This is a genomic window from Streptomyces cacaoi (assembly GCF_006539165.1).
Lineage (GTDB): Bacteria > Actinomycetota > Actinomycetes > Streptomycetales > Streptomycetaceae > Streptomyces > Streptomyces cacaoi.
In genome coordinates this window covers 17,845-41,417 of the sequence record NZ_BJMM01000050.1, presented here as the reverse complement: position 1 = coordinate 41,417, position 23,573 = coordinate 17,845, and the positions used below count along the sequence as shown (strand labels likewise).

General features: G+C 74.9%; 20 protein-coding genes. 14 read left to right on the top strand and 6 right to left on the bottom strand.

Features of this window, described 5'->3' with window-relative positions; all coding sequences use genetic code 11:
- Positions 1-1,001 (bottom strand): alanine racemase (locus SCA03_RS29565; RefSeq protein ID WP_174864514.1); only part of this gene is annotated, 1,001 nt, incomplete at its 3' end.
- Between the two features lie 2,117 nt (positions 1,002-3,118).
- Here SCA03_RS29565 and SCA03_RS35600 point away from each other — a divergent pair.
- Positions 3,119-4,216 (top strand): hypothetical protein, encoded by a 1,098-nt coding sequence (locus SCA03_RS35600; RefSeq protein WP_174864513.1) that lies wholly within the window; start codon positions 3,119-3,121, stop codon positions 4,214-4,216.
- Positions 4,213-5,460 carry a type VII secretion-associated serine protease mycosin gene (mycP, locus tag SCA03_RS29555; RefSeq protein ID WP_141275751.1) on the top strand — a complete coding sequence of 416 codons (1,248 nt, stop codon included), beginning with the start codon at positions 4,213-4,215 and terminating at the stop codon, positions 5,458-5,460. Before SCA03_RS35600 ends, mycP begins: the two co-directional genes overlap by 4 nt.
- Before the next feature lie 289 nt (positions 5,461-5,749).
- On the opposite strand, the gene SCA03_RS29550 is transcribed toward mycP, so the two are convergent.
- Positions 5,750-6,514 carry a serine hydrolase gene (locus SCA03_RS29550; protein ID WP_086818384.1) on the bottom strand — a complete coding sequence of 255 codons (765 nt, stop codon included), beginning with the start codon at positions 6,512-6,514 and terminating at the stop codon, positions 5,750-5,752.
- Between the two features lie 236 nt (positions 6,515-6,750).
- On the opposite strand from SCA03_RS29550, the gene SCA03_RS29545 reads away from it, so the two are divergent.
- On the top strand, positions 6,751-7,497 hold the full coding sequence (locus SCA03_RS29545; protein ID WP_030884065.1) for an SseB family protein: 747 nt from the start codon (positions 6,751-6,753) through the stop codon (positions 7,495-7,497).
- A 181-nt stretch (positions 7,498-7,678) separates the two neighbouring features.
- Entirely contained in the window at positions 7,679-8,446 is a 768-nt protein-coding gene (locus SCA03_RS29540; protein ID WP_037852631.1) for an MIP family channel protein, read from the top strand.
- Between the two features lie 293 nt (positions 8,447-8,739).
- Here SCA03_RS29540 and SCA03_RS29535 read toward each other — a convergent pair whose 3' ends face one another.
- Positions 8,740-9,111, bottom strand: a complete 372-nt coding sequence (locus tag SCA03_RS29535; RefSeq protein ID WP_030884058.1) for a DUF1844 domain-containing protein — start codon at positions 9,109-9,111, stop codon at positions 8,740-8,742.
- 338 nt (positions 9,112-9,449) lie between these two features.
- Here SCA03_RS29535 and infC point away from each other — a divergent pair, with 338 nt between their 5' ends.
- The 9 genes from infC to SCA03_RS29490 all read left to right on the top strand — a co-directional run bounded on the left by infC (position 9,450) and on the right by SCA03_RS29490 (position 20,356).
- Complete coding sequence (gene infC / locus SCA03_RS29530) at positions 9,450-10,100, top strand: translation initiation factor IF-3 (RefSeq protein ID WP_078873487.1); 651 nt, start codon at positions 9,450-9,452, stop codon at positions 10,098-10,100.
- A 109-nt stretch (positions 10,101-10,209) separates the two neighbouring features.
- Positions 10,210-10,404: a 50S ribosomal protein L35 gene (gene rpmI, locus SCA03_RS29525; RefSeq protein WP_019360090.1), complete on the top strand. Its 195-nt coding sequence runs from the start codon at positions 10,210-10,212 to the stop codon at positions 10,402-10,404.
- 108 nt (positions 10,405-10,512) lie between these two features.
- Positions 10,513-10,896: a 50S ribosomal protein L20 gene (rplT, locus tag SCA03_RS29520; RefSeq protein ID WP_030884049.1), complete on the top strand. Its 384-nt coding sequence runs from the start codon at positions 10,513-10,515 to the stop codon at positions 10,894-10,896.
- A gap of 135 nt (positions 10,897-11,031) precedes the next feature.
- Positions 11,032-11,871 carry a TrmH family RNA methyltransferase gene (locus SCA03_RS29515; protein ID WP_086818064.1) on the top strand — a complete coding sequence of 280 codons (840 nt, stop codon included), beginning with the start codon at positions 11,032-11,034 and terminating at the stop codon, positions 11,869-11,871.
- A 59-nt stretch (positions 11,872-11,930) separates the two neighbouring features.
- Entirely contained in the window at positions 11,931-13,040 is a 1,110-nt protein-coding gene (locus SCA03_RS29510) for a sensor histidine kinase (RefSeq protein ID WP_030875347.1), read from the top strand.
- A 151-nt stretch (positions 13,041-13,191) separates the two neighbouring features.
- Positions 13,192-14,328 (top strand): phenylalanine--tRNA ligase subunit alpha, encoded by a 1,137-nt coding sequence (gene pheS, locus SCA03_RS29505; RefSeq protein WP_030875350.1) that lies wholly within the window; start codon positions 13,192-13,194, stop codon positions 14,326-14,328.
- Positions 14,328-16,901 carry a phenylalanine--tRNA ligase subunit beta gene (pheT, locus tag SCA03_RS29500; protein WP_030875352.1) on the top strand — a complete coding sequence of 858 codons (2,574 nt, stop codon included), beginning with the start codon at positions 14,328-14,330 and terminating at the stop codon, positions 16,899-16,901. The genes pheS and pheT overlap by 1 nt, the downstream gene beginning before the upstream one ends.
- A gap of 246 nt (positions 16,902-17,147) precedes the next feature.
- Positions 17,148-18,746, top strand: a complete 1,599-nt coding sequence (locus SCA03_RS37070; protein ID WP_141275750.1) for a PP2C family protein-serine/threonine phosphatase — start codon at positions 17,148-17,150, stop codon at positions 18,744-18,746.
- Positions 18,747-18,832: 86 nt separating this feature from the next.
- Entirely contained in the window at positions 18,833-20,356 is a 1,524-nt protein-coding gene (locus SCA03_RS29490; RefSeq protein WP_169729709.1) for an MFS transporter, read from the top strand.
- Here SCA03_RS29490 and SCA03_RS29485 read toward each other — a convergent pair.
- The 3 genes from SCA03_RS29485 to SCA03_RS29475 all read right to left on the bottom strand — a co-directional run bounded on the left by SCA03_RS29485 (position 20,307) and on the right by SCA03_RS29475 (position 22,534).
- Entirely contained in the window at positions 20,307-21,131 is an 825-nt protein-coding gene (locus SCA03_RS29485; RefSeq protein ID WP_086818244.1) for an LLM class F420-dependent oxidoreductase, read from the bottom strand. The genes SCA03_RS29490 and SCA03_RS29485 overlap by 50 nt on opposite strands.
- Before the next feature lie 135 nt (positions 21,132-21,266).
- Positions 21,267-22,139: a 3-hydroxybutyryl-CoA dehydrogenase gene (locus SCA03_RS29480; protein WP_199812872.1), complete on the bottom strand. Its 873-nt coding sequence runs from the start codon at positions 22,137-22,139 to the stop codon at positions 21,267-21,269.
- A gap of 203 nt (positions 22,140-22,342) precedes the next feature.
- Complete coding sequence (locus SCA03_RS29475; RefSeq protein ID WP_030875367.1) at positions 22,343-22,534, bottom strand: DUF1918 domain-containing protein; 192 nt, start codon at positions 22,532-22,534, stop codon at positions 22,343-22,345.
- Between the two features lie 423 nt (positions 22,535-22,957).
- On the opposite strand from SCA03_RS29475, the gene SCA03_RS29470 reads away from it, so the two are divergent.
- On the top strand, positions 22,958-23,524 hold the full coding sequence (locus SCA03_RS29470) for a histidine phosphatase family protein (RefSeq protein WP_030875370.1): 567 nt from the start codon (positions 22,958-22,960) through the stop codon (positions 23,522-23,524).
- Positions 23,525-23,573 lie beyond the last annotated feature (49 nt).

The following is a 23,573-nucleotide window of genomic DNA, read 5'->3' as shown; positions in this document are numbered from 1 at the left end:
CCCGCCGGCAGATACGGCTGGGGCAGCCGGTCGCTGCCCGCCACGCCGGAGGCCGGATAGCCGCCGCCCAGCACCGTCACCACGCCCACGCCGGGCCGGCGGACCACCGGCATGGCGAACAGGGCGGCCGGGCGACCGGTGAACGAGGTGAAGTTGTCGAAGAGCCGCGGCACGTACAGACCGGAACCCGCCGCGATCTCGGTGACGGCGTCCTCGCCCGCGGTGTGCTGCACACTGCCCGTGCCCCCGCCGTTGACGAACTCCAGGCCGGGCGCGACGGCGCGCACCGCGCGGACGGCGGCGTCCCGCCGGGCCGCCAGCTCGCGCCGGGCCGCCGCCTGCATCAGCCGTATCGCACGCGAACGCAGCGCCGCCCCCGGCACGGCGTCCCCCACACCGGCCACATGTGCCTCGTACGCCATGAGCCCCACGAGCCGGAAGCCGGGCATGCGCTGCACGGTGCGCGCCAGCTCGACCAGGTCGGCGGGGGAGTGGAGCGGGGAGCGCCGCGCGCCGATGCGCACCCGGCCGCCCAACATCCGCAGCGAGGTGTCCAGTTCGAGACAGACCCGGATCTCCTCTGTGCCGCCGTCCCGCGCCGCGTCGATGAGCGCGAGCTGCGCCCGGTCGTCGACCATCACCGTCACCGCCGCCGCCAGCTTCGGATCGCGGGCCAGCTCGGCGAAGCCCTCCCGGTCGGCCGAGGGATAGGCGAGCAGGACGTCGGTGACGCCGGAGCGGGCCAGCCACAGGGCCTCGGGCAGGGTGTAGCTCATCACGCCGCTGAACCCGTCCTTGGCCAGTACGCGCTCCAACAGGGCCCGGCAGCGCACCGATTTGCTCGCCACCCGGATGGGTTTGCCGCCCGCACGGCGTACGAGGTCGTCCGCGTTGGCGTCGAAGGCGGTCAGATCGACCAGCGCGAGCGGAGCCTCCAGCCGGGCGGTGGCGCGGTCGTAGCGGGCGCGGTCGGCCACGGGATCGGCAGTCGTATCGAACACCCTTGCAGCTTGCCAGAGGCACACCCCCTGGCACAGCCCTTCCGTGCGCTGGGCTTCCGCACCGGAGCCGGGGGTTCCGCCGGGATCCGCCGGGTTGCCGTCCCTCCCTGTCCGCACCGTAGAGTGACGCCGCACACCGCTCGGCCGAGCGCCGGTGTGCGTTCCGATACGAACCGGCCTGCGTCCAGCGGCAGTCGGGTGGGGTGGCATCGCGCGGGAGGGGGGCGCTCATGGGCACGGATGCCGACCGCACTGGTGTTCCCCCAAGCTCAACTCCTCCCCGTTCCCTGTCCCGGCACCGCTTTCCGCCCCGGCCGACGGTTCCGCCGGAGCCCGGTGCCGCACCGGGCCCGACCGACCCGACCGACCCGCCCGGCCCGGCTGATCCGGCCGACCCTGCCGACGCCCGACATCCGGCCGTGCCGCCACAGCCGACGGCCCCGCCGGGCCCGGCACACCCCCGGGACCCGGCAGCTGCCAAGGATTCCTCGCCCTCGGCTGCCACCGCGCCGGCCCCGGCCGCTGCCTCGGATTCCCCGAACCCGGCTGCCACCACGCCGGGCCGGACCGCTTCCTCGGACAGCCCGGCCCCGGCCCCGGCCGCCCCGCCCCCACACGCCGCTCCGCCGCGCCCGACGGTGCCTCCACGCCCGGCCGTTGCTCCGGACCCGACGCCCGTCTCCCCGCAACGGCCCGCTCGGGCCCGGCCCCCTGCGTCCGGCCGCCCGGCTGACGCAGACCCCGGGGCCGGGACCGGAGCCGGAGCCGTCACCGGGGCCGGAACCGGCGCCGCGGCCCGGACCGGCCCGGGAGCCGACGCCGAATCCGGCTCCGGGGCACGACTCGGCCCGGGAACGGCCCCCGGCACCGCCCCCGGAACCGCTACCGATCCCGGAAGCAGACCCCGCTACGGCTCCGGTTCCGGCACCGACCCCGACACCGGCTCCGGGGCCGACTCCGGGGCCGGGAGCCGGGGTTCCGGACGCCGTTCGGTCTTCCGCCGCCCCGGCGGACCGCGCGGTACGGGCACCTCGCCCCGCCCGGAGCGCGGTGCCCCGGAGGACGACGGCACCGAACCCCCTGTCACCGCCACCCGGGAGGCCGTACCCCCGCCGCCACGCACACCTCCCCGCCCCGCCGTCCCCCCGCGTCCGAGCGTTCCCCCGAGGCCCGCCGCCGCGCCGTCCGCCGTCCCGCACGCCGGTCGGAGGCCGGAACAGGCCGGTACCGAGCCGGAAGCGGACCCACGTCCGGAAGTCGAGTCCAGCAGCCAGATGTCCCGATCCAGGGAGACAGCGGAACCCCGCCAGGAGCAGGCGGCCGCTCTCCGCTCCAGTCGGCCCGTGCCCCCCGTCGCACCTCCGCGCCCGCCGGTCCGGCCCGCCGCCGTGCCGCGCCCCCGCCAGGCCGGTGCGCCCGGTCCCGCCGCACACTCCGAGCCCCCGCCCGACGGTCCCGCAGCACCGGGCGGAACCCCGTCCGACGACCGCGCCCGGTCCGACCGCGCCGGGGCCGACCGCGCCCGGTCCGACCGAACACCGCCCGGCACACCCTCGCCCGGCGAAACCTCGTCCGGGCCGTACACCCGCGCGGGACGATCCGCGACGGGCAACTCCCCAACGGGCACCCCTCCGACGGGCGGCTCTCCGACGGGCGGCTCTCCGAAGGGCGGCTCTCCGAGAGGCGGCAGTTCCACGGCGGGCGCTTCCCCGACGGCCAACGCACCGACGGACAACCCATCGACGGCCAACTCCCCGACGGCCAACTCCCCGACGGCCAACTCCCCGACGGCCAACTGCCCGACGGGAAGGCCCCCGACAGGCCCGACGGGCCCGACGGGAAGGCCCCCGACAGGTGGCGCCGCGCCCGCCGGACCCCCGGCCGGGCGAGCCCCCACCGAGCGGGCCCAGGCCGGCCGGACCCCGTTCGCCGCCCCGCCGGAATCGCAGACGTCCACTCCGCCGGACCCCCGGACGTCCACCTCACCGGACTCCGGGACATCCACCTCACCGGACCCACGGGCGTCCGCCCCACCGGAACCGCAGACATCCGCCCCACTGGAGCCGCAGGCGTTCCCTTCGCCGGAGCGGGACGCCCCGCCGGGTCCCCGCGGCCCGGTGTCCCCCGTCCTGCCTCCGCCGCCCTTCGCCCCGCCGGGCGGCCGCGGTGGTGCCGAGGGAGGCCGGAGCGGCAGCCATGTCCCGCTCACCCCGCGCACGGTCGCCGTCGCCGTCTGCCTGGTGCTCGGCATCGGGCTGCTCGGTGGCGCGGGTGCCGGCGCCCTGTTGACGGGTGACGCCGGTGAACGCCCCGGCGCAGCACAGGGGTTCGACGGTGCCCGTACGGCCTGGCGGAGCGTGCCCGTCGACACGCTGTTCCCCCGCACGCTCCGGGGCAAGGGCGCCGGCCCGGGAGGCGCCGACCGCAACTGGACGCGGGTCGCCGTCGCGCCGGACAGCGGCTGTGCCCACGCCTTCGACCCGCTGCTCGCCGAGACGCTGTCGCCGGTGGGCTGCGCCCGCCTGGTACGCGCCACCTACGCCGACGAGACGACCAGCAGCGTCACCACCGTCGGACTGCTGTTCACCCGGGGCGACGAGGAGGCCATGCGCAAACTGCGCAAGCGCTTCGCGAGCGAGAACCTCACCAAGCGCACCGATCTGATGCCCCGCCCGTACGCGGCGCGCGGCACGGTCGCCGCGGACTTCGGCGACGCGCAGCGCGCCAGTTGGACGATCAGCGTGCAGCAGGACGTGCCCGTCGTCGTGTACTCGGTGAGCGGCTTCGCCGACGGACGCGTCGTCAGCGACCCGCAGCCCGCGGCCGACGCCGTCCGCAAGGGCGAGACGACCGCCGCCGCCCAGGCCGGGCTCGGCCACGACGCGCAGGGCATCGCCGACCGGATCGAACAGGCCCTGCGCCGGGCGACCTCCGGCGACGAGGCGCCCGGCAACGGACTGCGGCGGCCCGGCGGGGACGGCACCGGCGGCGGCGAGCGGCGGCCGGATTCCGCCGGGGACACCGCCGGGGACGCCGCTCGCGACACTGCCGGGGACGCCGCTCGCGACACTGCCGGGGACGCCGCTCGCGGCACCGCTCGGGACACCGCCGGGGGCGCCGCTCGCGACACCGCCGGGGGCACCGCCCGGGACACCGTCGGCAACTCCGCCGGGAACACCGTCGCGGGGGAGAGGAAGCAGGAGGCGGGCCGATGAGGCGCATGGCCAGGCGTACGGTCAGGGGGCTCGTCGCCCTCTCGTGCACGCTCGCGACGCTCGCGCCCGCCGCCGGTACCGCGCACGCCGAGGGCGAGGGCGTGCGGGCCCAGCAGTGGGGCCTGAAGGCGATCAAGGCGAAGGCGGCGTGGAAGACGACGAAGGGGCGGGGCATCACCGTCGCCGTCCTGGACACCGGCGTCGACACCACCCACCCCGACCTGCGGGGCAACACCCGCGACGGCAAGGACCTGGTCCGCATGGGCGCCGAGCGCGGCGACCGTGCCTGGGCGCGGCACGGTACCGCCATGGCCGGGATCATCGCCGGGCACGGCCACGGCGAGGACGGCAAGGAAGGTGTGCTCGGGGTGGCGCCGGAGGCGACGGTCCTGCCGGTGCGCGTCCTGCTGGAGGACTCCGACCCGGAGCGCAGAAAGGCGAGGACCGAGCGGGGCGACGCGCTCGCCAAGGGCATCCGCTGGGCGGCCGACCACGGCGCCGACGTCATCAACCTCTCCCTCGGCGACGACAGCGACTCCGCGCACCCGGACGCCCGCGAGGACGCCGCCGTCCGCTACGCGCTGCGCAAGGGCGCCGTGGTCGTCGCCTCGGCGGGCAACGGCGGGGAGCGGGGCGACCACGTCTCCTACCCGGCGGCCTACCCGGGGGTGATCGCCGTCGCCGCCGTGGACCGCTACGGCGCGCGGGCCTCGTTCTCCACCCGACGCTGGTACGCCACCGTCGCCGCGCCCGGCCGGGACATCATCATCGCCGACCCCGACCGCACCTACTACGAGGGCTGGGGGACCAGCGCCGCGTCCGCCTTCGTCTCCGGCGCCGTCGCCCTCGTCCGGGCCTCGCACCCGGATCTGAGCCCGGCGCAGATCAAGGAGTTGGTCGCGGACACCGCGCGCAACACCCCCGAGGGCGGGCGCAGCGACGCGGTCGGCACCGGCATCATCGACCCGGCCGCCGCCATCGAGATGGGCAGCCACCTCAAGCCCCGCAAGCAGCGTCCCGCGCCGGACAACAACTCCCGGACGTACTTCGGCCCCGGCCCGGGCAGCGACGGCCCCGGCGTGGGCTGGTTCGCCGGGATCACCGCCGCGACCGGGGCCCTGCTCATCGGCGCGGCCCTGGCCTTCCGCCGCGGCTTCACCCCGCGCCTCCCGGCCCCCTTCCGCCGCGCCCGCACCCCGTCCACGGCCTACGACCCGCCCCGCAACCCCTGGCCGGGCCCCTGAGCTCCACCTCCGCCCACACCCGCAACGAAGCCCCGCACGCCACCCCGGCGCACCCGGCCCCGGCGCACACCACACCCCGACGCCGAGCCACACCGGCACAACGGGAGCCGGGCGCACGCGGGTTGCGGATTCCGGGCCGGGGCGACGGCCTGGCGCGTCCGCCCGGCCCGCCCGGCAGGCCCGCAGGCCCCTGGGGCCCGGCAGGCCCCCGGTGTGCGGCCCGGCCGGCCTTCGGCGGACTCCTGGGCGCGCGCCCGGCGGAGTCCCCACGGGTGCGCCCCCGTGGCGCTCAGCTCGCGAGGGCCCGGACCGCCGCGCGGGCGCCCCGTTCCACGGTGGTGATGCCGGGGCGGAAGTCGCGGTGGCCGGCGGAGAGGACCGCGAGCAGGTGGACGTGGCCCGCCACGGTCACCCGGCCGACGCTGTGCACCACCCACAGCCCGGTGTCCGTACGCGGCAGCCAGCCGTTCTTCACCGCCGGGCGGCCCGTTCCGTCCCCGGCCGCCGGGACGCCCCACCGCTGCTCCGGCACGACCCGGCACATCAGCCGCCGCACCCAGGCCCGTTCCCCCGGCCGCAGCACCGGGCCCCCGGCCGTGAACACGGCCCGCAGCAGCGCCAGTTGGTCGTTCGCCGTGGTCCGGCTCAGGCCCCACCGGCCGGACGGCTCCGGCTCGGTGTGCCGCGCCCCGACGCGGTCCAGCAGCTCGGCGAGCCCGGCGGCGCCGCCGGCCGCCCGCCACAGGGTGTTGGCCGCGTCGTTGTCGCTCCGTTCGATCATGGCGGCGGCAGCGGCCCGTTCCGGCGCGGTGAGCGCCCGTCGCTCCTGCCGTGCCCGGCGCAGCACGGCCAGCAGCACGGCCGTCTTCAGGACGCTCGCCGCCACGAACACCCGGTCCCCGTGCGCCGCGGCGTACCGGCCGTCCGGCCCCAGCACCGCCACGCCGAGCCGCCCGCCGCACTCCCGCTCCAGGCGGTCGACCGCGCGCCCCAACGCGGCCGAGGCCCGCGCCCGTTGCCCGTCCCGCCGCACCGTCCCACCAGCCCCTCTCACCGCGCTCTCCGACCACGGGAACGCCCCGTCCCGCTCCGTCCCCGCCCACGGGCCCCCGGCTGAGGGCCTCGGCTCCGTCACCGCCCCGGGGCCCCGGCTGAGGGCCTCGGCTCCGGCCCCGTCCACGGGCCCCGGCTGCGGACCTCGGTTGCGGCACCGGCTGCGAGCCTCCGCCTCGGGACTCGGCTGCGGGTCCCGGCGTCGGGGCCGGGCCCGGGCGCGGATACGCTCGGGGCGTGGCGCTCAAGAACATTCCCCGCTCGGCATTCTCCAGCGACGACGGCACGGCCGATGCCGCGCTCACCGAGGCGCTCGCCGCCTGGCAGGCCGACCCGTCGGCGCCGGAGGCCGAGTCCGGCGTCCTCGAAGCGCTGGCCGGTGCCCGGCTGCTCGTTCCCGTCGTGGCGGTGCTGACCGAGGCGGAGACGGGCGAGGACGGGCTGCGCCGGGACAAGACCAGTGAGATGGCCGTGCCCACCCTGAACGCTCCCGACGGCCGCCGTGCGCTCCCCGCCTTCACCTCGACCGAGGCGCTCGCCCGCTGGCGCCCGGACGCGCGCCCGGTCGCGGTCCCGCTCACGCAGGCGCTCCAGGCCGCCGCGCACGAGCAGGCCGACACCCTCGTCCTGGACGTGGCGGGGCCGGTCACCTACGCGCTCTCGGGACCGGCGCTGTACGCCCTCGCCGAGGGCCGTACCCGTACGGGGGCCGCGGACGACCCGGCCGTGGCCGAGGCGTTGCGGACCGTGCTGTCGGCCGAGCCGGAGATCGCCGGGGCGCATCTGGCGCCGGGCGGCGGGAAGACCGACGGGACGCTCGCGCTGGCCCTGGCGCCCGGCGCCGAGCCGGGCCCGGTGGCGGAGCGGCTGGCCGCGGCGCTCGCGGCGGACGAGGTACTCCGGGCCCGGCTGGTCCGCGGCCTCGACCTGGCCCTGCTCCCGCCCGGCAGCGCCCTCCCCGAGCAGGCCCTCTACCGGCGCTGACACCGCGGCCCGGCCGCACCCGCCGGCGTCCGGCGGCGATCCGGCGGCGATCCGGTGGCCTGGGGGGCCGGAGGGGGCAGCGGCTCCCGAGGTGCGGCCGGGACCGCGCCGTCGGACACTCGGGAGGAGCCGGAGGACACCAGCCCTCCGGACGCTTCCACGACCCCCACGGGAGGTCGACATGCAGGTCAAATCGCTGCAACCGGGTCCGGCGCAGCTTCGGACGCTGGAGGACGAGCCGCAGCCGGTGGTCGCGGAGTTCGTGGGCACGCTGCTGCTGGTGTTCTTCGGTGTCGGTGCCGCGGTGCTGGCCGCCGAGTACGTCGGCACCCTCGGCATCGCCCTCACCTTCGGTTTCGTGCTGCTGGCCCTGGCCTACGCCATCGGTCCGATCTCCGGCTCGCATGTGAACCCCGCGGTGACGCTGGGCATGCTGATGGCCGGCCGGATCCATCTGGAGATGGCGGTCAAGTACTGGATCGCGCAGATCGTCGGCGGCATCGTCGGCGCGGCCCTGCTCTTCCTGGTGGCCAAGCAGGTCCCGGGGCTGAAGACCAGCGAGACGTTCGGCAGCAACGGTTTCGGCGACCGCTCGGCCGTCGGCATCAACACCGGCGGCGCCTTCGTCGCCGAGCTGATCCTGACGTTCCTGCTGGTCTACGTCGTGCTCGCGGTGACGCACCGGGTCGCGGTCGTGGGCTTCGACGGGCTGCCGATCGGTATCGCGCTGGCGACCGTCCACCTGGTCGGCATCCCGCTGACCGGCACGTCGGTCAACCCGGCGCGCAGCATCGGCCCGGCGCTCTTCGCGGGCGGAGCGGCCATCACCCAGCTGTGGATGTTCATCGTCGCCCCGCTGGTCGGCGCCGCACTGGCCGCCTATGTGCACAAGCTGACCCACCCCCAGCCCAATGTGCCGGCGGCGACGGAGCCGGAGGAAGAAGTGTGAGGGGTGCGAGAGACGTCAGGGGCGCGCGGGGTGTGCGGCCGGCCACGCCGGGTGTGCGCGAGCCCGCGTGCGCCGGGCGGCGCCTCGTGACCCTGTGCGCCGGGCACCCGGCCGGGACGAAGCGGACCTCACCGGCAGCACCCGCCGTGCCCACCGCGCCCGCCGTGCCCACTGTGCCGCCAGCGCGGAACGCGTCCTCCGCGTCGCCCACGGCAGCCGCACCGGCAGCGGTGTCCGTACCGCCCGCGGTATCCGTACCCGCGGCGCCCGCTGTGCCGGCTGTGCCCGCTGCGTCAGCCGTGCACCGGCCCGGTGTACTTCTCGCCCGGGCCCTGCCCCGGCTCGTCCGGGACGACGCTGGCCTCGCGGAAGGCCAGCTGGAGCGACTTGAGCCCGTCGCGCAGCGGAGCGGCGTGGTAGGAGCCGATCTCCGTGGCCGCCGCCGTGACCAGCCCGGCGAGCGCCTGGATGAGCTTCCTGGCCTCGTCCAGGTCCTTGTGCTGCTCGCCCTCCTCGGCCAGTCCGAGGTTGACGGCGGCGCTGCTCATCAGGTGCACGGCCACGGTGGTGATCACCTCGACCGCCGGCACGTCCGCGATGTCGCGCGTCATGCTGTCGAAGTCGGGGTTGTGGCCGGAGGGACCGGCGGCTGCGGCGTCGCTCATGCGGGCCAGCCTAAGCCCCGGTCCGCTCGTACTGCCGTGCGGGAGCGCGGGGGCCGCAGGCCGCGACCCCTGGTATGCTCGGAAAACGACCGGCTGAAGACTGTCATCGACAGCGCCCTCGCTGCCGAGGCCGACGGACTCCAGCCCGCAAGTGGAGGCTCCGATCTCCCACCTGGCGGCCCCTCGGGCTGCGGGTCAAAGGTCAGGCTGCGCCCCGCGGATCACCGCGGCGGTGCTCCCGGTCTGTGAGGAGCCCCGCCTGTGTCCCGTCCGGGGCGCTCTTCGCGTCCGGGCACGGTGGTCACACCTATACAGACTCATGCGCGGCCGTCCGCCAGATTGCCGCGCGGTGTACCCGAGGAGGCCCCATCAGCGCCGAGCCCCGCATCAACGACCGGATTCGCGTCCCAGAGGTGCGACTCGTCGGTCCCAGCGGCGAGCAGGTCGGCATCGTGCCGCTTGCCAAGGCCCTGGAGCTTGCGCAGGAATACGACCTCGACCTCGTCGAGGTGGCGGCGAACGCACGTCCGCCCGTGTGCAAGCTCATGGACTACGGAAAGTACAAGTACGAGTCGGCCATGAAGGCCCGTGAGGCGCGCAAGAACCAGGCGCACACGGTCATCAAGGAGATGAAGCTCCGGCCGAAGATCGATCCGCACGACTACGACACCAAGAAGGGTCACGTCGTCCGGTTCCTCAAGCAGGGTGACAAGGTCAAGATCACGATCATGTTCCGCGGTCGTGAGCAGTCCCGCCCCGAGCTGGGCTTCCGGCTGCTCCAGCGGCTCGCCGACGACGTGGCCGACCTGGGCTTCGTGGAGTCCAACCCCAAGCAGGACGGCCGAAACATGATCATGGTTCTCGGTCCGCACAAGAAGAAGACCGAGGCCATGGCCGAGGCGCGCGAGGCGCAGGCCGCCCGTAAGGCGGGACGCCAGCAGGAGTCCGCTTCTGCCGGTGACTCCGCCGAGGAGCCTGCCGAGGCGTGAGCCCTCCCGGGGCACCTGCCCCGGCCATCGACACCGAACCAGCTGGCGCTTCCGCGTGCCCGGGAATCCGGCCGCCGGGGGCGCCACCGACGAGGAGAGAACGGCGACAATGCCGAAGAACAAGACGCACAGTGGTGCCCGCAAGCGCTTCAAGGTCACCGGGTCCGGCAAGGTGATGCGCCAGCGCGCCGGTCGCCGCCACCTTCTCGAGCACAAGCCGTCCACGCTGACGCGCCGCCTTGCCGGTAAGACCGAAGCGGCCCCGGCCGACGCCAAGAAGATCAAGAAGCTTCTCGGCAAGTAAGACCCCGCACGACCGGGACCCCATTCGACCCGGGCCGCAGCAGCGGGAGCGCCGGGCACACACCGGGCGCCGGCTCCGCGGCACGGCCCCCCAACAAGGAGTAATCACGTGGCACGCGTCAAGCGGGCAGTCAACGCTCAGAAGAAGCGCCGGGCGATCCTCGACCAGGCCAGCGGCTACCGCGGGCAGCGCTCGCGCCTGTACCGCAAGGCGAAGGAGCAGGTCACCCACTCCTACGTCTACAACTACAACGACCGTAAGCGCCGCAAGGGCGACTTCCGGCAGCTGTGGATCCAGCGGATCAACGCCGCGGCCCGCGCCAACGGCATCACCTACAACCGCTTCATCCAGGGTCTGAAGGCCGCCTCCATCGAGGTCGACCGCAAGATGCTGGCGGAGCTGGCCGTCAACGACGCCGCCGCCTTCACCGCCCTCGTCGAGGTCGCGCAGAAGGCCCTGCCGAGCGACGTCAACGCGCCCAAGGCTGCCTGACCTGGGCCGATCCCCGGCCGTATGTCCGGCTGGAGCGCCCGGCCGGGTGCCGGGCCCTCGCCGTCGTGGTTCACCGCCGCGGCGGCGAGAGTTTTTTGTGCCGGCCTCTTCCGAGAAAGCGAGCGATCGTCCGCCATGCCACCCGAGCTGACCTCCCTGCGCTCCCCGCGCGTCGTCGCCGCGCGCAAGCTCGCCAAGCGGAGCTTCCGGGGCAAGGAGCGGCGGTTCCTCGCGGAGGGGCCGCAGGCGGTGCGGGAGGCCCTCGGCCACGCCGAGGTGGTCGAGGTGTACCTGACGCCCGAGGCGGCCGAGCGCCACCGGGAGCTGGTGCGGGCCGCGCGGGACGCCGGGGTTCCGGTGCTCAACGCCTCCGACGAGGTCGTCGCGGAGATGGCGGACACCGTCACCCCGCAGGGCGTCGTCGCGCTCTGCCGCTTCGTGGACCGGCCGCTCGCCGAGGTCCTCGCCCGCCGGCCGAAGCTCGTCGCCGTCCTCGCGCACGTGCGCGACCCGGGCAACGCCGGCACCGTGCTGCGCTGCGCCGACGCCGCGGGGGCCGACGCCGTCGTGCTGACCGACGCCTCCGTCGACATCTACAACCCCAAGGCCGTCCGGGCCTCCGCCGGTTCGCTCTTCCATCTGCCCGTCGCCGTCGGCGTCCCCGTCGAGGAGGCGGTACGCGGGCTCACGGACGCCGGGGTGCGGGTGCTCGCGGCGGACGGCAGCGGGCCGCGCGATCTCGACGAGGAGCTGGACGACGGCCTGATGCGCCGGCCCACGGCCTGGATCTTCGGCAACGAGGCGTGGGGCCTGCCCGAGGAGACCAGGGCCCTGGCCGACGAGACCGTCCGCGTGCCCCTGCACGGCCTGGCGGAGAGCCTCAACCTCGCGACCGCCGCCGCCGTGTGCCTCTACGCCTCCGCCCGCGCCCAGCGGCCCCGGCGGACGGACGGGACGGCGGTAACCGGCCCCTAGTAGGGTGTTCCGCCCGGGTGCCGGGGGAGACGGTGCCTTGGAGGAGGGGTGGAGCGGGGATGGACGTGAGGGCGTGCGAGGGGGGCACGGAGCAGGCGGTGCCCGGCGCGGGGGAGGTCCCGCACCCGGACGATCTGCCCGACGGCCTCGTCGTCGCGGACGGCGACGGACGCGTCGTCTGCTTCAACTCCGCCGCTGCCCGGATCACCGGCCGTCCCTCCGGGGAGGCGCTCGGGCGTCCGCTGCACTCCGCGCTCCCGCTGGAGGACCTCGACGGGCGGCGCTGGTGGCAGCTGACCGATCCGTACGGCGGGCTGGCCATCCGCAGGGGCCAGCCGGAACGCAATCTGCTGCTGCCGGGCGGCCGGGAGGTGCTCGTCTCGGCCCGGTACGTACGGCCCCGGCCGCGCGGGCCCGTGCACCAGGTGGTGATCACGCTGCGCGGCACCGAGGCGCGGCGCAGGACGGAGCGCGGGCACGCCGAGCTGATCGCCACCGTCGCGCACGAGCTGCGCTCCCCGCTGACCTCGGTCAAGGGTTTCACCGCGACGCTGCTGGCCAAGTGGGAGCGGTTCACCGACGACCAGAAGCGGCTGATGCTGGAGACGGTCGACGCGGACGCCAACCGTGTCACCCGGCTCATCGCCGAACTGCTCGACATCTCCCGTATCGACTCCGGGCGGCTGGAGGTGCGCCGCCAGCCCGTCGACATGGCCGCGGCCGTGTGCCGGCACGTGGCGGCGCACATCGCGGCGGGCCAGCCGGAGGACCGCTTCGCCACGCACATCGGCGCGGGGCTGCCCGACCTGTGGGCGGACCCGGACAAGGTCGACCAGGTGCTGGCCAATCTGCTGGAAAACGCCGTGCGGCACGGGGAGGGGACCGTCACCATCGAGGTGAGGCCCACCGCGTTCCCGCGCGAGCCGGGGGGATCGGCCACGGCGGTCACCGTCGGCGACGAGGGGCCCGGTATCCCGGAGGAGTCCATGAGCCGCGTCTTCACCCGCTTCTGGCGAGGCAGCCGGCGCGGCGGCACGGGCCTGGGGCTCTACATCGTCAAGGGCATCGTCGAGGCGCACGGCGGGACGATCTCGGTGGGCCGTTCCGCCGCGGGCGGCGCGGAGTTCCGATTTCTGCTGCCCGTGGGCGCCCCGGCCTTCCTGGCCTGACACGCGGCGCACACGGGCTCCTCGGGTCCGCGGTACTTCGGAGGCCCCGGGCCTCCGCGTTCGAGCGTCCCCGCGTCCCCTTTAGACTCGACCATCGGCACGCAGTCCACGGGGGCGGGGCGCAGCCAGCCAATCGGAAGCACGGGAAGAGATGTCGGCACCCAACAAGTCGTACGACCCAGTCGAGGTCGAGGCACTGAAACCGGAAGAGATCGACCGGGCCGTCCAGGAGGCGCTCGGCGCCATCGCGGCGGCCGGTGATCTCGAAGCGCTGCGCGAGGTGAAGGCCGCCCACGCCGGCGACCGCTCACCGCTCGCCCTCGCCAACCGCGAGATCGGCGCCCTGCCGCCGCACGCCAAGGCCGAAGCGGGCAAACGTGTCGGGCAGGCGCGGGGCGCGGTGAACAAGGCGCTCAAGGCGCGGCAGGAGGAGCTGGAGCGCGAGCGTGACGAGCGTGTGCTGGTCGAGGAGGCGGTGGATGTCACGCTGCCCTACGACCGCGCGCCGCGCGGCGCCCGCCACCCGCTGACCACCCTCTCCGAGCGCGTCGAGGACATCTTCGTCGCCATGGGGTACGAGGTGGCCGAGGGCCCCGAGGTGGAGACGGAGTGGTTCAACTTCGACGCGCTCAACCTCGGCCCGGACCACCCGGCCCGCACCATGCAGGACACCTTCTTCGTCCAGGGCCGGCACGCCGACGGCTCGGCGGCCGGTGAGGACTCCGGCGTCGTGCTGCGCACCCACACCTCGCCGGTGCAGATCCGCTCGCTGCTCGACCGCGAGCTGCCGGTGTACGTGATCTGCCCGGGGCGCGTGTACCGGACGGACGAGCTGGACGCCACGCACACGCCGGTCTTCACCCAGGTCGAGCTGCTCGCCATCGACGAGGGCCTGACCATGGCGGACCTCAAGGGCACGCTGGACCACATGGTCGCCTCGCTGTTCGGCGAGGGGCTGGGCACCCGGCTGCGGCCCTCGTACTTCCCCTTCACCGAGCCGTCCGCCGAGATGGACATGGTCTGCTTCGTCTGCCGGGGCGCGTCCGTCGGTGATCCCGAGCATCCCTGCCGTACCTGCGGCAGCGAGGGCTGGATCGAGCTGGGCGGCTGCGGCATGGTCAACCCGCGGGTGCTGACGGCCTGCGGGGTCGACCCCGAGCGCTACAGCGGGTTCGCGTTCGGCTTCGGCATCGAGCGGATGCTGATGTTCCGCCACAACGTCGAGGACATGCGAGACATGGTCGAGGGCGATGTGCGCTTCGCCCTGCCGTTCGGGATGGAGATCTGATGCGGGCCCCGCTTTCGTGGCTGAGGGAGTACGTGGACCTGCCGGCCTCCGAGACCGGGCGTGCCGTCGCGGCCCGGCTGATCTCGGCCGGGCTGGAGGTCGAGACGGTCGAGCAGACCGGCGCCGGGCTCAAGGGCCCGCTGATCGTCGGCAAGGTGCTCGCCATCGAGGAGCTGACCGAGTTCAAGAAGCCCATCCGGTACTGCCAGGTGGACGTCGGCAGCGCCAATGGGACGGGCGAGCCGCAGAACATCATCTGCGGTGCGACGAACTTCGCTGTCGGTGACAAGGTCGTCGTCATCCTGCCCGGCGGCGTGCTGCCCGGCGGGTTCGAGATCGGCTCGCGCAAGACCTACGGCCGGCTGTCCGAGGGCATGATCTGCTCGGAGCGCGAGCTGGGCATGGGCGAGGACCACGACGGGATCATGGTCCTGCCGCCGGAGCACGAGGTCGGCACGGACGCGATCGAGCTGCTCCAGCTCGTCGACGAGGTGCTGGACATCGCGGTGACCCCGGACCGCGGCTACTGCCTGTCGATGCGCGGCCTGGCCCGGGAGACCGCCACGGCGTACGGGGTCCCGCTGCGCGACCCCGCACTGCTGGACGTGCCGGCGCCCAACGCGCAGGGCTACGCCGTCTCCGTGTCCGACCCGCTGGGCTGCGACCGGTTCACCGCCCGTACGGTCGCCGGTCTGCGGCCCGACGCCGTCTCGCCGATCTGGCTGCGGCGCCGGTTGCAGAAGGCCGGGATGCGTCCCGTCTCGCTGCCCGTCGACATCACCAACTACGTGATGCTGGAGCTGGGTCAGCCGCTGCACGCCTACGACCGCTCCCGGGTCGACGGGCCCATCGGGGTGCGCCGGGCCGAGCAGGGCGAGAAGCTCACCACGCTCGACGGCACCGACCGGGCGCTCGACCCGGAGGACCTGGTGATCACCGACAACCGGGGCCCCATCGGCCTCGCCGGTGTCATGGGCGGCGCGGAGACGGAGATCGCGCACGGCACCGACGGCGGCGAAGCGGCCGGGGCGCGGCCCACCAGCGACGTCGTCATCGAGGCCGCGCACTTCGACTCCGTCGCCGTGGCCCGCACCGCGCGCCGGCACAAGCTGTCCTCCGAGGCGTCCCGCCGCTTCGAGCGCGGCGTCGACCCGGAGGCCGCTGCCGCCGCCGCGCAGCGCACCGTGGACCTGCTCGTCCTGCTCGGCGGCGGCACGGCCGAGCCGGGTGTGACCGAGATCCGTACGCCCTCGGGGCCGCGCACCATCAAGATGGCGGCCGGCCACCCCGACCGGGTCGCCGGCGTCCGCTACGGCCGGGAGATCGTCGTACGCCGCCTCCAGCAGGTGGGCTGCGACGTCTACGGCGAGGTGGCGACGGGCGGCACGACGCGCGGGGCCGACGGCGAGGAGGAGCTGACGGTCACGGTGCCGTCCTGGCGGCCCGACCTGACCGACCCCAACGACCTCGCCGAGGAGGTCATCCGGCTGGAGGGCTACGAGAACCTGCCCTCCACGCTGCCGCGCCCGCTGCCCGGCCGTGGCCTCACCGAGCGGCAGCGGCTGCACCGCCGGGTGGGCCGTGCGCTGGCCGGTGCGGGCTTCGTCGAGACGCAGTCGTACCCGTTCCTGGGCGAGGCGGCGCTGGACGGACTCGGGCTGGACGCGGACGACTTCCGGCGGACCACCGTGCGCCTGGTCAACCCGCTCTCCGACGAGGAGCCGGGGCTGCGCACCACCCTGCTGCCCGGGCTGCTCGCGGCGCTGCGGCGCAACCTCGGCCGCGGCAGCCAGGACGGGGAGCACCTGGCGCTGTTCGAGACGGGGCTGGTCTTCCTGCCCCGGGAGGGCGCCGGGAGCGTCGCCGAGCGGCTGCCGGTGGACGCCCGTCCGTCCGCCGAGCGGCTCGCCGGCCAGGACGCGGCCCTGCCCGCGCAGCCGCGGCACGCCGCCGTGGTGCTGGCCGGCGCCCGTGAGCGCTCCGGCTGGTGGGGCAAGGGCCGTCCGGCCGGCTGGGCCGACGCCGTGGAGGCCGCCCGCACCGTGGCGCGCGAGGCGGGGGCCGAACTGACCGTGGAGAGCGCGCAGTTCGCGCCGTGGCACCCCGGCCGGTGCGCCGCGCTGCACGTGACGCTGAACGGCGAGCGGGTGCTCGTCGGCCACGCCGGTGAGCTGCACCCCCGGGCGCTCAAGGCGCTCGGGCTGCCGCAGCGCACCTGCGCCATGGAGCTGGACCTCGACGCGGTCGCCCGCGCGGGCGGCGCGTCCGTCGCGGCGCCCGAGGTGTCGACGTACCCGGTGGCCACCCAGGACGTGGCGCTCGTCGTGGACGCCTCCGTCCCGGCCGCCGAGGTCGAGCAGGCGCTGCGTTCGGGCGCGGGCCGACTGCTGGAGTCCCTGCGGCTGTTCGACGTGTTCACCGGTGAACAGCTCGGCGCGGGCCGCAAGTCGCTGGCCTACGCGCTGCGGTTCCGCGCGGCGGACCGCACGCTGAAGGCGGAGGAGGCCACGGCCGCGCGGGACGCCGCCGTCGCCGCGGCCGTCGAGCGCACCGGGGCCGAGCTGCGGAGCTGATCCGTCCGCGCACCGCGTCCCAGGGGGCATCCGTCCGGTACGGATGCCCCCTGTCGCATGGGTGCGGCCTGTCGTTCACCCCTCGGACGCCGTCACACGATGGGGTGAGGAAGGGACGGGGAGAGTCCCGCGGAGGCGCGGGCATCGCGCACCATCGTCCTGGTCGAGGTCCCGGCAGATCCCGAGGGCGACCCGGAACAGGGGCCATCATCGATCGCCTCACCAGGCCGGGAGGGGACCAACGGGATGCGTCACGCGACGAACCGCTGCACGACCGTCCGCCCCCGGCCGTTGGCCGTCGTCCTCCCCGCGCTGTGGGCGCTGGCCGTGCTGGTCTGGGAGCTGATCGTGCCCAGCCCGGTGCATGTGCCGCAGCTGCTCTCCGCCGCCCCCGTCATCGCCTGCGCGGCCGGACGCCGGACGGAGGTGCTGCTGGCCGGGGTGTTCGCGCTGGCCGCCCTGGTACCGCTGGACGTCGCCTCCGGGCCGGGCAGCACCGGCTACCGGCTCGGCGCCTACGGCACCCTGGCCGTCACCGTCACCGCCGGGTGGCTGGCGGCGAAGCGGCGCTCGCGGCTGCACGGCGACCTCGTACGGACGAGGGAGATCGCCTCGGTCGCCCAGCAGGCCGTCGTCCAGCCCGTGCCCTCCCGGATGGGGCCGCTGACGCTGGCCACCGGCTATCTCTCCGCGACGCGCGGCGCCGCCGTCGGCGGGGATCTGTACGGCGCGGTGGCGGTGCCCTGGGGTGTGCGGCTCGTCATCGGTGATGTGCGCGGGCACGGGCTGGCCGCCATCGGCACGGTGTCCGCCGCGCTCGGCGTCTTCCGGGAGGCGGCGCACGACGAGCCGTCGCTCAGCGGGGTGCTGCGCCGGCTGGAGCGCGGCTTCGGCCGGGTGCGCAGCGCCGGTGCCGAGGGCGCCGAGGAGTTCTTGACGGTGCTGCTCCTGGAGGTGCGGCCCGACGGCTCGGTCTCCGCCCTCAGCTGCGGCCACCCCTGGCCGTACCTCATGGCCAGGCCGGACGCGACGGAGCCGGACGCGGTGCGGCCCGGCACCGGGCCGACGACCCCGGTCCGGCCGCGACCGGCTCCGGGCGCCGCCGGGCAGCCGGGCGCGCGGGGGAGAGCGGACGCGGGCACCGCAGGAGCGGCCGCCCGGGGGCCGGTCACCGACGACGGGCCGTCGGGCGGGGCGGGAGGTGGGGCCGGTGAGGCGGAGCCCGGGCACGGCGGGCCGGAGTCCCGGGCCGACGGGGCGGAACGCGGGGTCGAGGCGGGACGGGGCGCCGCTGATGGACGTCGGGCCGATGGGGCGGAGCCCCGAGCCGGCGGGGCGGAGTCCCGGAGCAGCGGTGCCGGGTGCCGGGCCGGGGGCCGGGCGGAGGCCCGGGGCCGTGGCGCGGAAGTCGGGCCCTGCGGAGGGGAGTTGCTGTTCGATGGCGGGGCGGCGGGGGACGTGTGGCCGGGCGGGGGCGGTGCGTGGCGGGCGGTGCCGCTCTCCGAGGCCGAACCCCTGCCCCCGCTGGGGCTGTTCCCGCTGCCGGCGCGGCTGCCCGCGCCGGTGACCGCCCGTCTCGCCCCGCGGGAGGGGCTGTTCCTGTGCACCGACGGTGCGTCCGACGCGCGCAACGTCCGGCGGGACTTCTTCCCGCTGGACGAGGTGGTGCGGGTGGCGGCGCGGCTGCGGGAGCCCCGCGAGGTCGTCGCCCTCGTCCGCGAGGCGCTGCTGCGGCACAGCGGCGGCCATCTGACCGACGACGTCGCCCTGTTGGCGCTGCGTCACGAGCCCTGTGTCCCGTCCCGCCCGGCTGAGCGGGAGCCCGAGGCGCACGCCTCCCGCTGAACGCCGCGCGTCACGGGACGCACGCCTTCGGGTGATTGTGCGGACGGCCGGGGCACCGCCGCCCGGCTCCGGTTACGGGTGACGGGATGGCAGCACCGCACACCCCGAACGCCCCGGGCGGCCCGGCGGACTCCGCGCCCCTGCGCAGCCTGATCCCGGCCCGTATCGACCGGATGCCCTGGTCGGGCTTCCACACCAGGATGATCGTGGCGCTGGGCTGCGCCTGGATCCTGGACGGGCTGGAGATCACCGTGGCGAGCGCGGTGACCTCCGTCCTCACCCACGCCGACACCCTCGGCCTCACCTCGGGCGAGGCCGGGCTCATCGCCACCGTCTATCTCGTCGGGCAGGTGACGGGCGCCCTGTTCTTCGGGCGGATGGCCGACCGGTTCGGCCGCCGCAAGCTGTTCCTGCTGACCTTCGGCGTCTATCTGTTCGGCAGCGGACTCACGGCGCTGACCTTCGGGCAGGGGCCGGGCTGGGACGTGTATCTGTATCTGACCCGCTTCGTGGCCGGTACCGGGATCGGCGGGGAGTACGCGGCGATCAACTCGGCGATCCAGGAGATGATGCCGGCCCGGTTCCGCGGCCGGATCGACCTCCTCGTCAACGGCACGTACTGGGCCGGGGCCTTCCTCGGTACCGTGGCCGAACTGCTGCTTCTCAGCCAGGTCGACGACACGCTCGCCTGGCGGCTGGGCTTTCTGCTCGGGCCCCTCCTGGGCTTCTCGGTGCTCTTCGTCCGCCGGCATCTGCCCGAGAGCCCCCGCTGGCTGATCATGCACGGGCGGGCGGCGGAGGCCGAGCGGTCCCTCGCACGGATCGAGCGGGAGGTCACCGAGCGGGGACACACGCTGCCGCCCGTCGACGAGGGCCAGGCCATCGAGATCGGCGCATCGGCACGCTCGACGTTCCCCACCCTGCTGCGGGTGCTATTCCGCTCCTACCCGCGGCGCGCGGTGCTCGCCTCGACGCTGATGATCACGCAGTCCTTCCTGTACAACGCGATCTTCTTCACCTACACGCTGGTGCTCACCGAGTTCTACGACGTGCCGTCCGACAGCGCCCCGCGCTATCTGCTCGCCTTCGCCGCGGGCAATCTGCTGGGCCCCGTGGTGCTCGGGCCGCTCTTCGACGTGGTCGGCCGCCGGCGCATGATCGCCGGGACCTATCTGTTCGCCGGCTGTGCCCTCGCGCTGGCGGCCGGGCTGTTCGCGGCCGATGTGCTCACCGCGGCCACCCAGACCGCCGCCTGGTGCGTGATCTTCTTCTTCGCCTCGGCGGGCGCCTCCTCGGGCTATCTGACGGCCGGTGAGATCTTCCCGCTGGAGGTGCGTGGCAAGGCCATCGCGCTGTTCTTCGCCATCGGCCAGGGCGCGGGCGCGGCCGGACCGTCCTTCTACGGCTGGCTGATCGGCGACGGCACGGACCGGATGCGGATGTTCGCGGGCTTTCTGACCGGCGCGGTGATCATGGTGCTCGGGGGCCTGGCGGCGGTGTTCCTCGGGGTGGACGCGGAGCGCCGGCCCCTGGAGTCCGTCGCCAGGCCGCTGTCCGCCGTCAATCGCGGTACGGGGCCGTCGACTCCGCGAGGCGGTCCAGCGTCCTGAGCGTGGCGTCCTCGGGTGCCGTGTCCACCATGAAGACGGCGCGTTCGGCGCCGGCCTCGGCGAACCGCTCCAGGGACGCCGGCTCCGCCGCGTCCCCGGGGACGGTGAGGACGGCGTCGGCACGGCCCGCCGCGTCCAGCTCGGCCCGGGCGCGGCGGATGTCCTCCGGGGTGGCCGACACCGGGAACCAGCCGTCCCCGTGCGCGGCCACGCGGCGCAGCGACGCCTCGCTCCCGCCGCCGATCCACAGCGGCGGATGCGGACGCTGCACCGGCTTGGGCCACATGTGGAGCGGCCCGAAGTCCACGAACTCGCCGTGGAATTCGGCCTCGTCCCGCGTCCAGATCTCCTTGAGCGCCGCCAGCTGTTCGTCCAGCAGCCGGCCGCGGGTGCGCGGGTCCGTGCCGTGGTGCCGCATCTCCTGACGGAGCCAGCCGGCGCCCACGCCGAGGATCAGCCGGCCGCCGGAGAGCACATCCACACTGGCGGCCTCTTTGGCGGTGTGCAGGACGTCCCGCTGGACGAGCAGGGCGACGGCGGTGCCCAGACGCAGCGTGCTCGTCGCCGCGGCGGCCGCCGCCAGGGTGACGAAGGGATCCAGCGAGCGGTAGTGGGGGCGGGCCAGCTCGCCGCCGTCCGGCCCGGCCGAGCCCACCGGGATGTGCGAGTGCTCGGCGACGAAGAGCGATTCGAAGCCGCGCTCCTCCACGGCACGGGCCAGCGCGCCGGGGCGGATGCCCTCGTCCGTGACGAAAGACAAAACACCGATCTTCATGACCGGCTCAACTCCCGCCGCACACCATGACCGGCTCAACTCCCGCCGCACACAAGGATATTCCCGTCCCCGGCCGTTCGGCCCGGGACGGGGGACCGGCGGCGGCCGCCGGGGATCAGCGGCAGCCGCACGGCATCAGCTGTAGGAGTAGAAGCCCGCGCCCGCCTTGCGGCCGAGGCGGCCCGCGTCGACCATGCGCTGGAGCAGCGGGGGAGCGGCGTACAGCGGCTCCTTGTACTCCTCGTACATCGAGGTGGCGACCGAGGCCACGGTGTCGAGGCCGATGAGGTCGGCGAGCTTGAGCGGGCCCATGGGGTGGGCGCAGCCCAGCTCCATGCCGTTGTCGATGTCCTCCCGGCCCGCGATGCCGGACTCGAACATCCGGACGGCCGAGAGCAGATACGGGATGAGCAGCGCGTTGACGACGAAGCCCGACCGATCCTGGGCGCGGATGGTGTGCTTGCCGAGGATGCCGCCGACCACGGCCTCGGCGCGCTTGATCGTCCCCTCGCCGGTGGTCAGCGCCGGGATCAGCTCGACCAGCTGCTGGACCGGGGCCGGGTTGAAGAAGTGGATGCCGATCACCTGATCCGGGCGCGAGGTCGCGACGGCCAGCTTGACCAGCGGGATGGAGGAGGTGTTGGAGGCGAGGATCGCGTCGGGCCGCGTCACCACCTGGTCGAGCACCTGGAAGATCTCGATCTTGACGGGCTCGCTCTCGATCACGGCCTCGATGACGAGGTCGCGGTCGGCGAAGTCGCCCAGGTCCGTCGTGAAGGTCAGCCGCTCCAGCGTGGCCTCGGCGTCCTCCGGCGAAATCTTCCCCCGCTCCGCGGCCTTGCCGATCGAGTTCGCCAGCCGGGTACGGCCCAGCTCCAGCGCCTCACCGGTGGTCTCGGCGACCATCACTTCCAGCCCGGCCCGCGCGCACACCTCCGCGATACCCGCGCCCATCTGGCCACAGCCCACCACTCCGACGCGCTGGACGTCGGCTACAGACTCCGTCACCTCGTGCCTTTCGCTGGTCTTCACGGTCCCCGGCGGCCCGGAACCGGGGCGCCGGGGCGCCGGGACCTGCCGCTTCGCCGCCCGACGTTACCTGTGCGGTTCCACCGGAGGGAGAGCGGGTGCGAAAGGTCACCTGTGCACGGTCGTGCACAGCGGGTGCGGAGGGTCCTCTTCCGCCGGGTGTGCGTGCCCGGCGGTCCTGCTCAGCGCTTCTCGGGCGGTGTGACGACGCTGTCCGGGCCGGGGGAGAGGACCGCCTCGTGCCCGTCCTCGAAGCGCACGCGGTACGGGGGCTCGCCGTTCGTGCCCATGACCTCGACGATTTCGGCCTCGCGGTCGTTCTGACCCACCACGCGGCCGTGCATCAGCAGATGGTCGCCTGAATTCGCCTGCATCGGTCGGCCTCCTGTTCGCCGTACTGCTGCGGGTTCCTGCGTTCCGTCCGGGGCCGTGCCCCTGGCCCGGCCCGCTTCTCGCCGGGTTCTCACCGTTTCCCGTCGGATGCGTGGGATGCATCGGTTTCATCGGACTCATCGGTTTCCCGTCGGTGATGCGTCCGACGGCTCCGCTTCCTCGGGTTCCTCGGGATATTCGGGTTCCTCGGATCAGCGCGGGTTCACCGGGTTCCCCGGATTCGCCGATTTCTCGGGCTCGCCGGGTGCCCCGGCCCACCGAGGCCCCGCCGGGGCCGTGCCCACTTCCAGTGTGACGCCGGAATCCCGGGACCGGCATCCCCCTGACCCCGGGCGCCGGAACGGGCCGGGGCGTTCGTCGCGCGACCCCTCGAACGTCCGGCCGGACGGCTCTACGATCGCCGGATGCACGTGCGCCTCACGCTGCTCGCCGCCGCCCGCAGCGCCTCGCTGCTGGACGTGCGCTTCGACGACGACCGGCCGCTGGACGCCGCGGGGTGGCACGACGTGCAGCGCCGCGTGCCCTCGCTGCTGCACCTCGCCGCCGCCGAGCTGCGCTACTGCTCACCGTCGGCGCGCTGCCGGGAGACGGGCGAGGCCCTCGGGCTGACGCCGCTCTCGCAGGTCGCGCTGCGCGAGTGCGACATGGGGCGGTGGCGGGGCCGGACGCTGGCCGAGGTCACGGCGGCCGAGCCGCACGCCGTCGACCGGTGGCTGGCCGACCCGCGGGTCGCACCGCACGGCGGTGAGTCGCTGCTGGCCTTCATCCAGCGGATCGGCGGCTGGCTGGACACCCGGCCGGTCGGGGACGGCGGCTGGGCGGTCGCCGTCGCCGAGCCGTCCGTCGTCCGCGCCGCCGTCTGCTACGTCCTCAAGGCGCCGCCGCACTCCTACTGGAACATCGACGCCCAGCCGCTCGCGGCCCTCACCCTCGCCGGACGGCCGGGTGAGTGGCAGCTGTGCCTGGAGTGAGCGGTGCCGGAGCCGTTCGAAACGTCCGTGGGAGTGTGCGGTGTCCGGA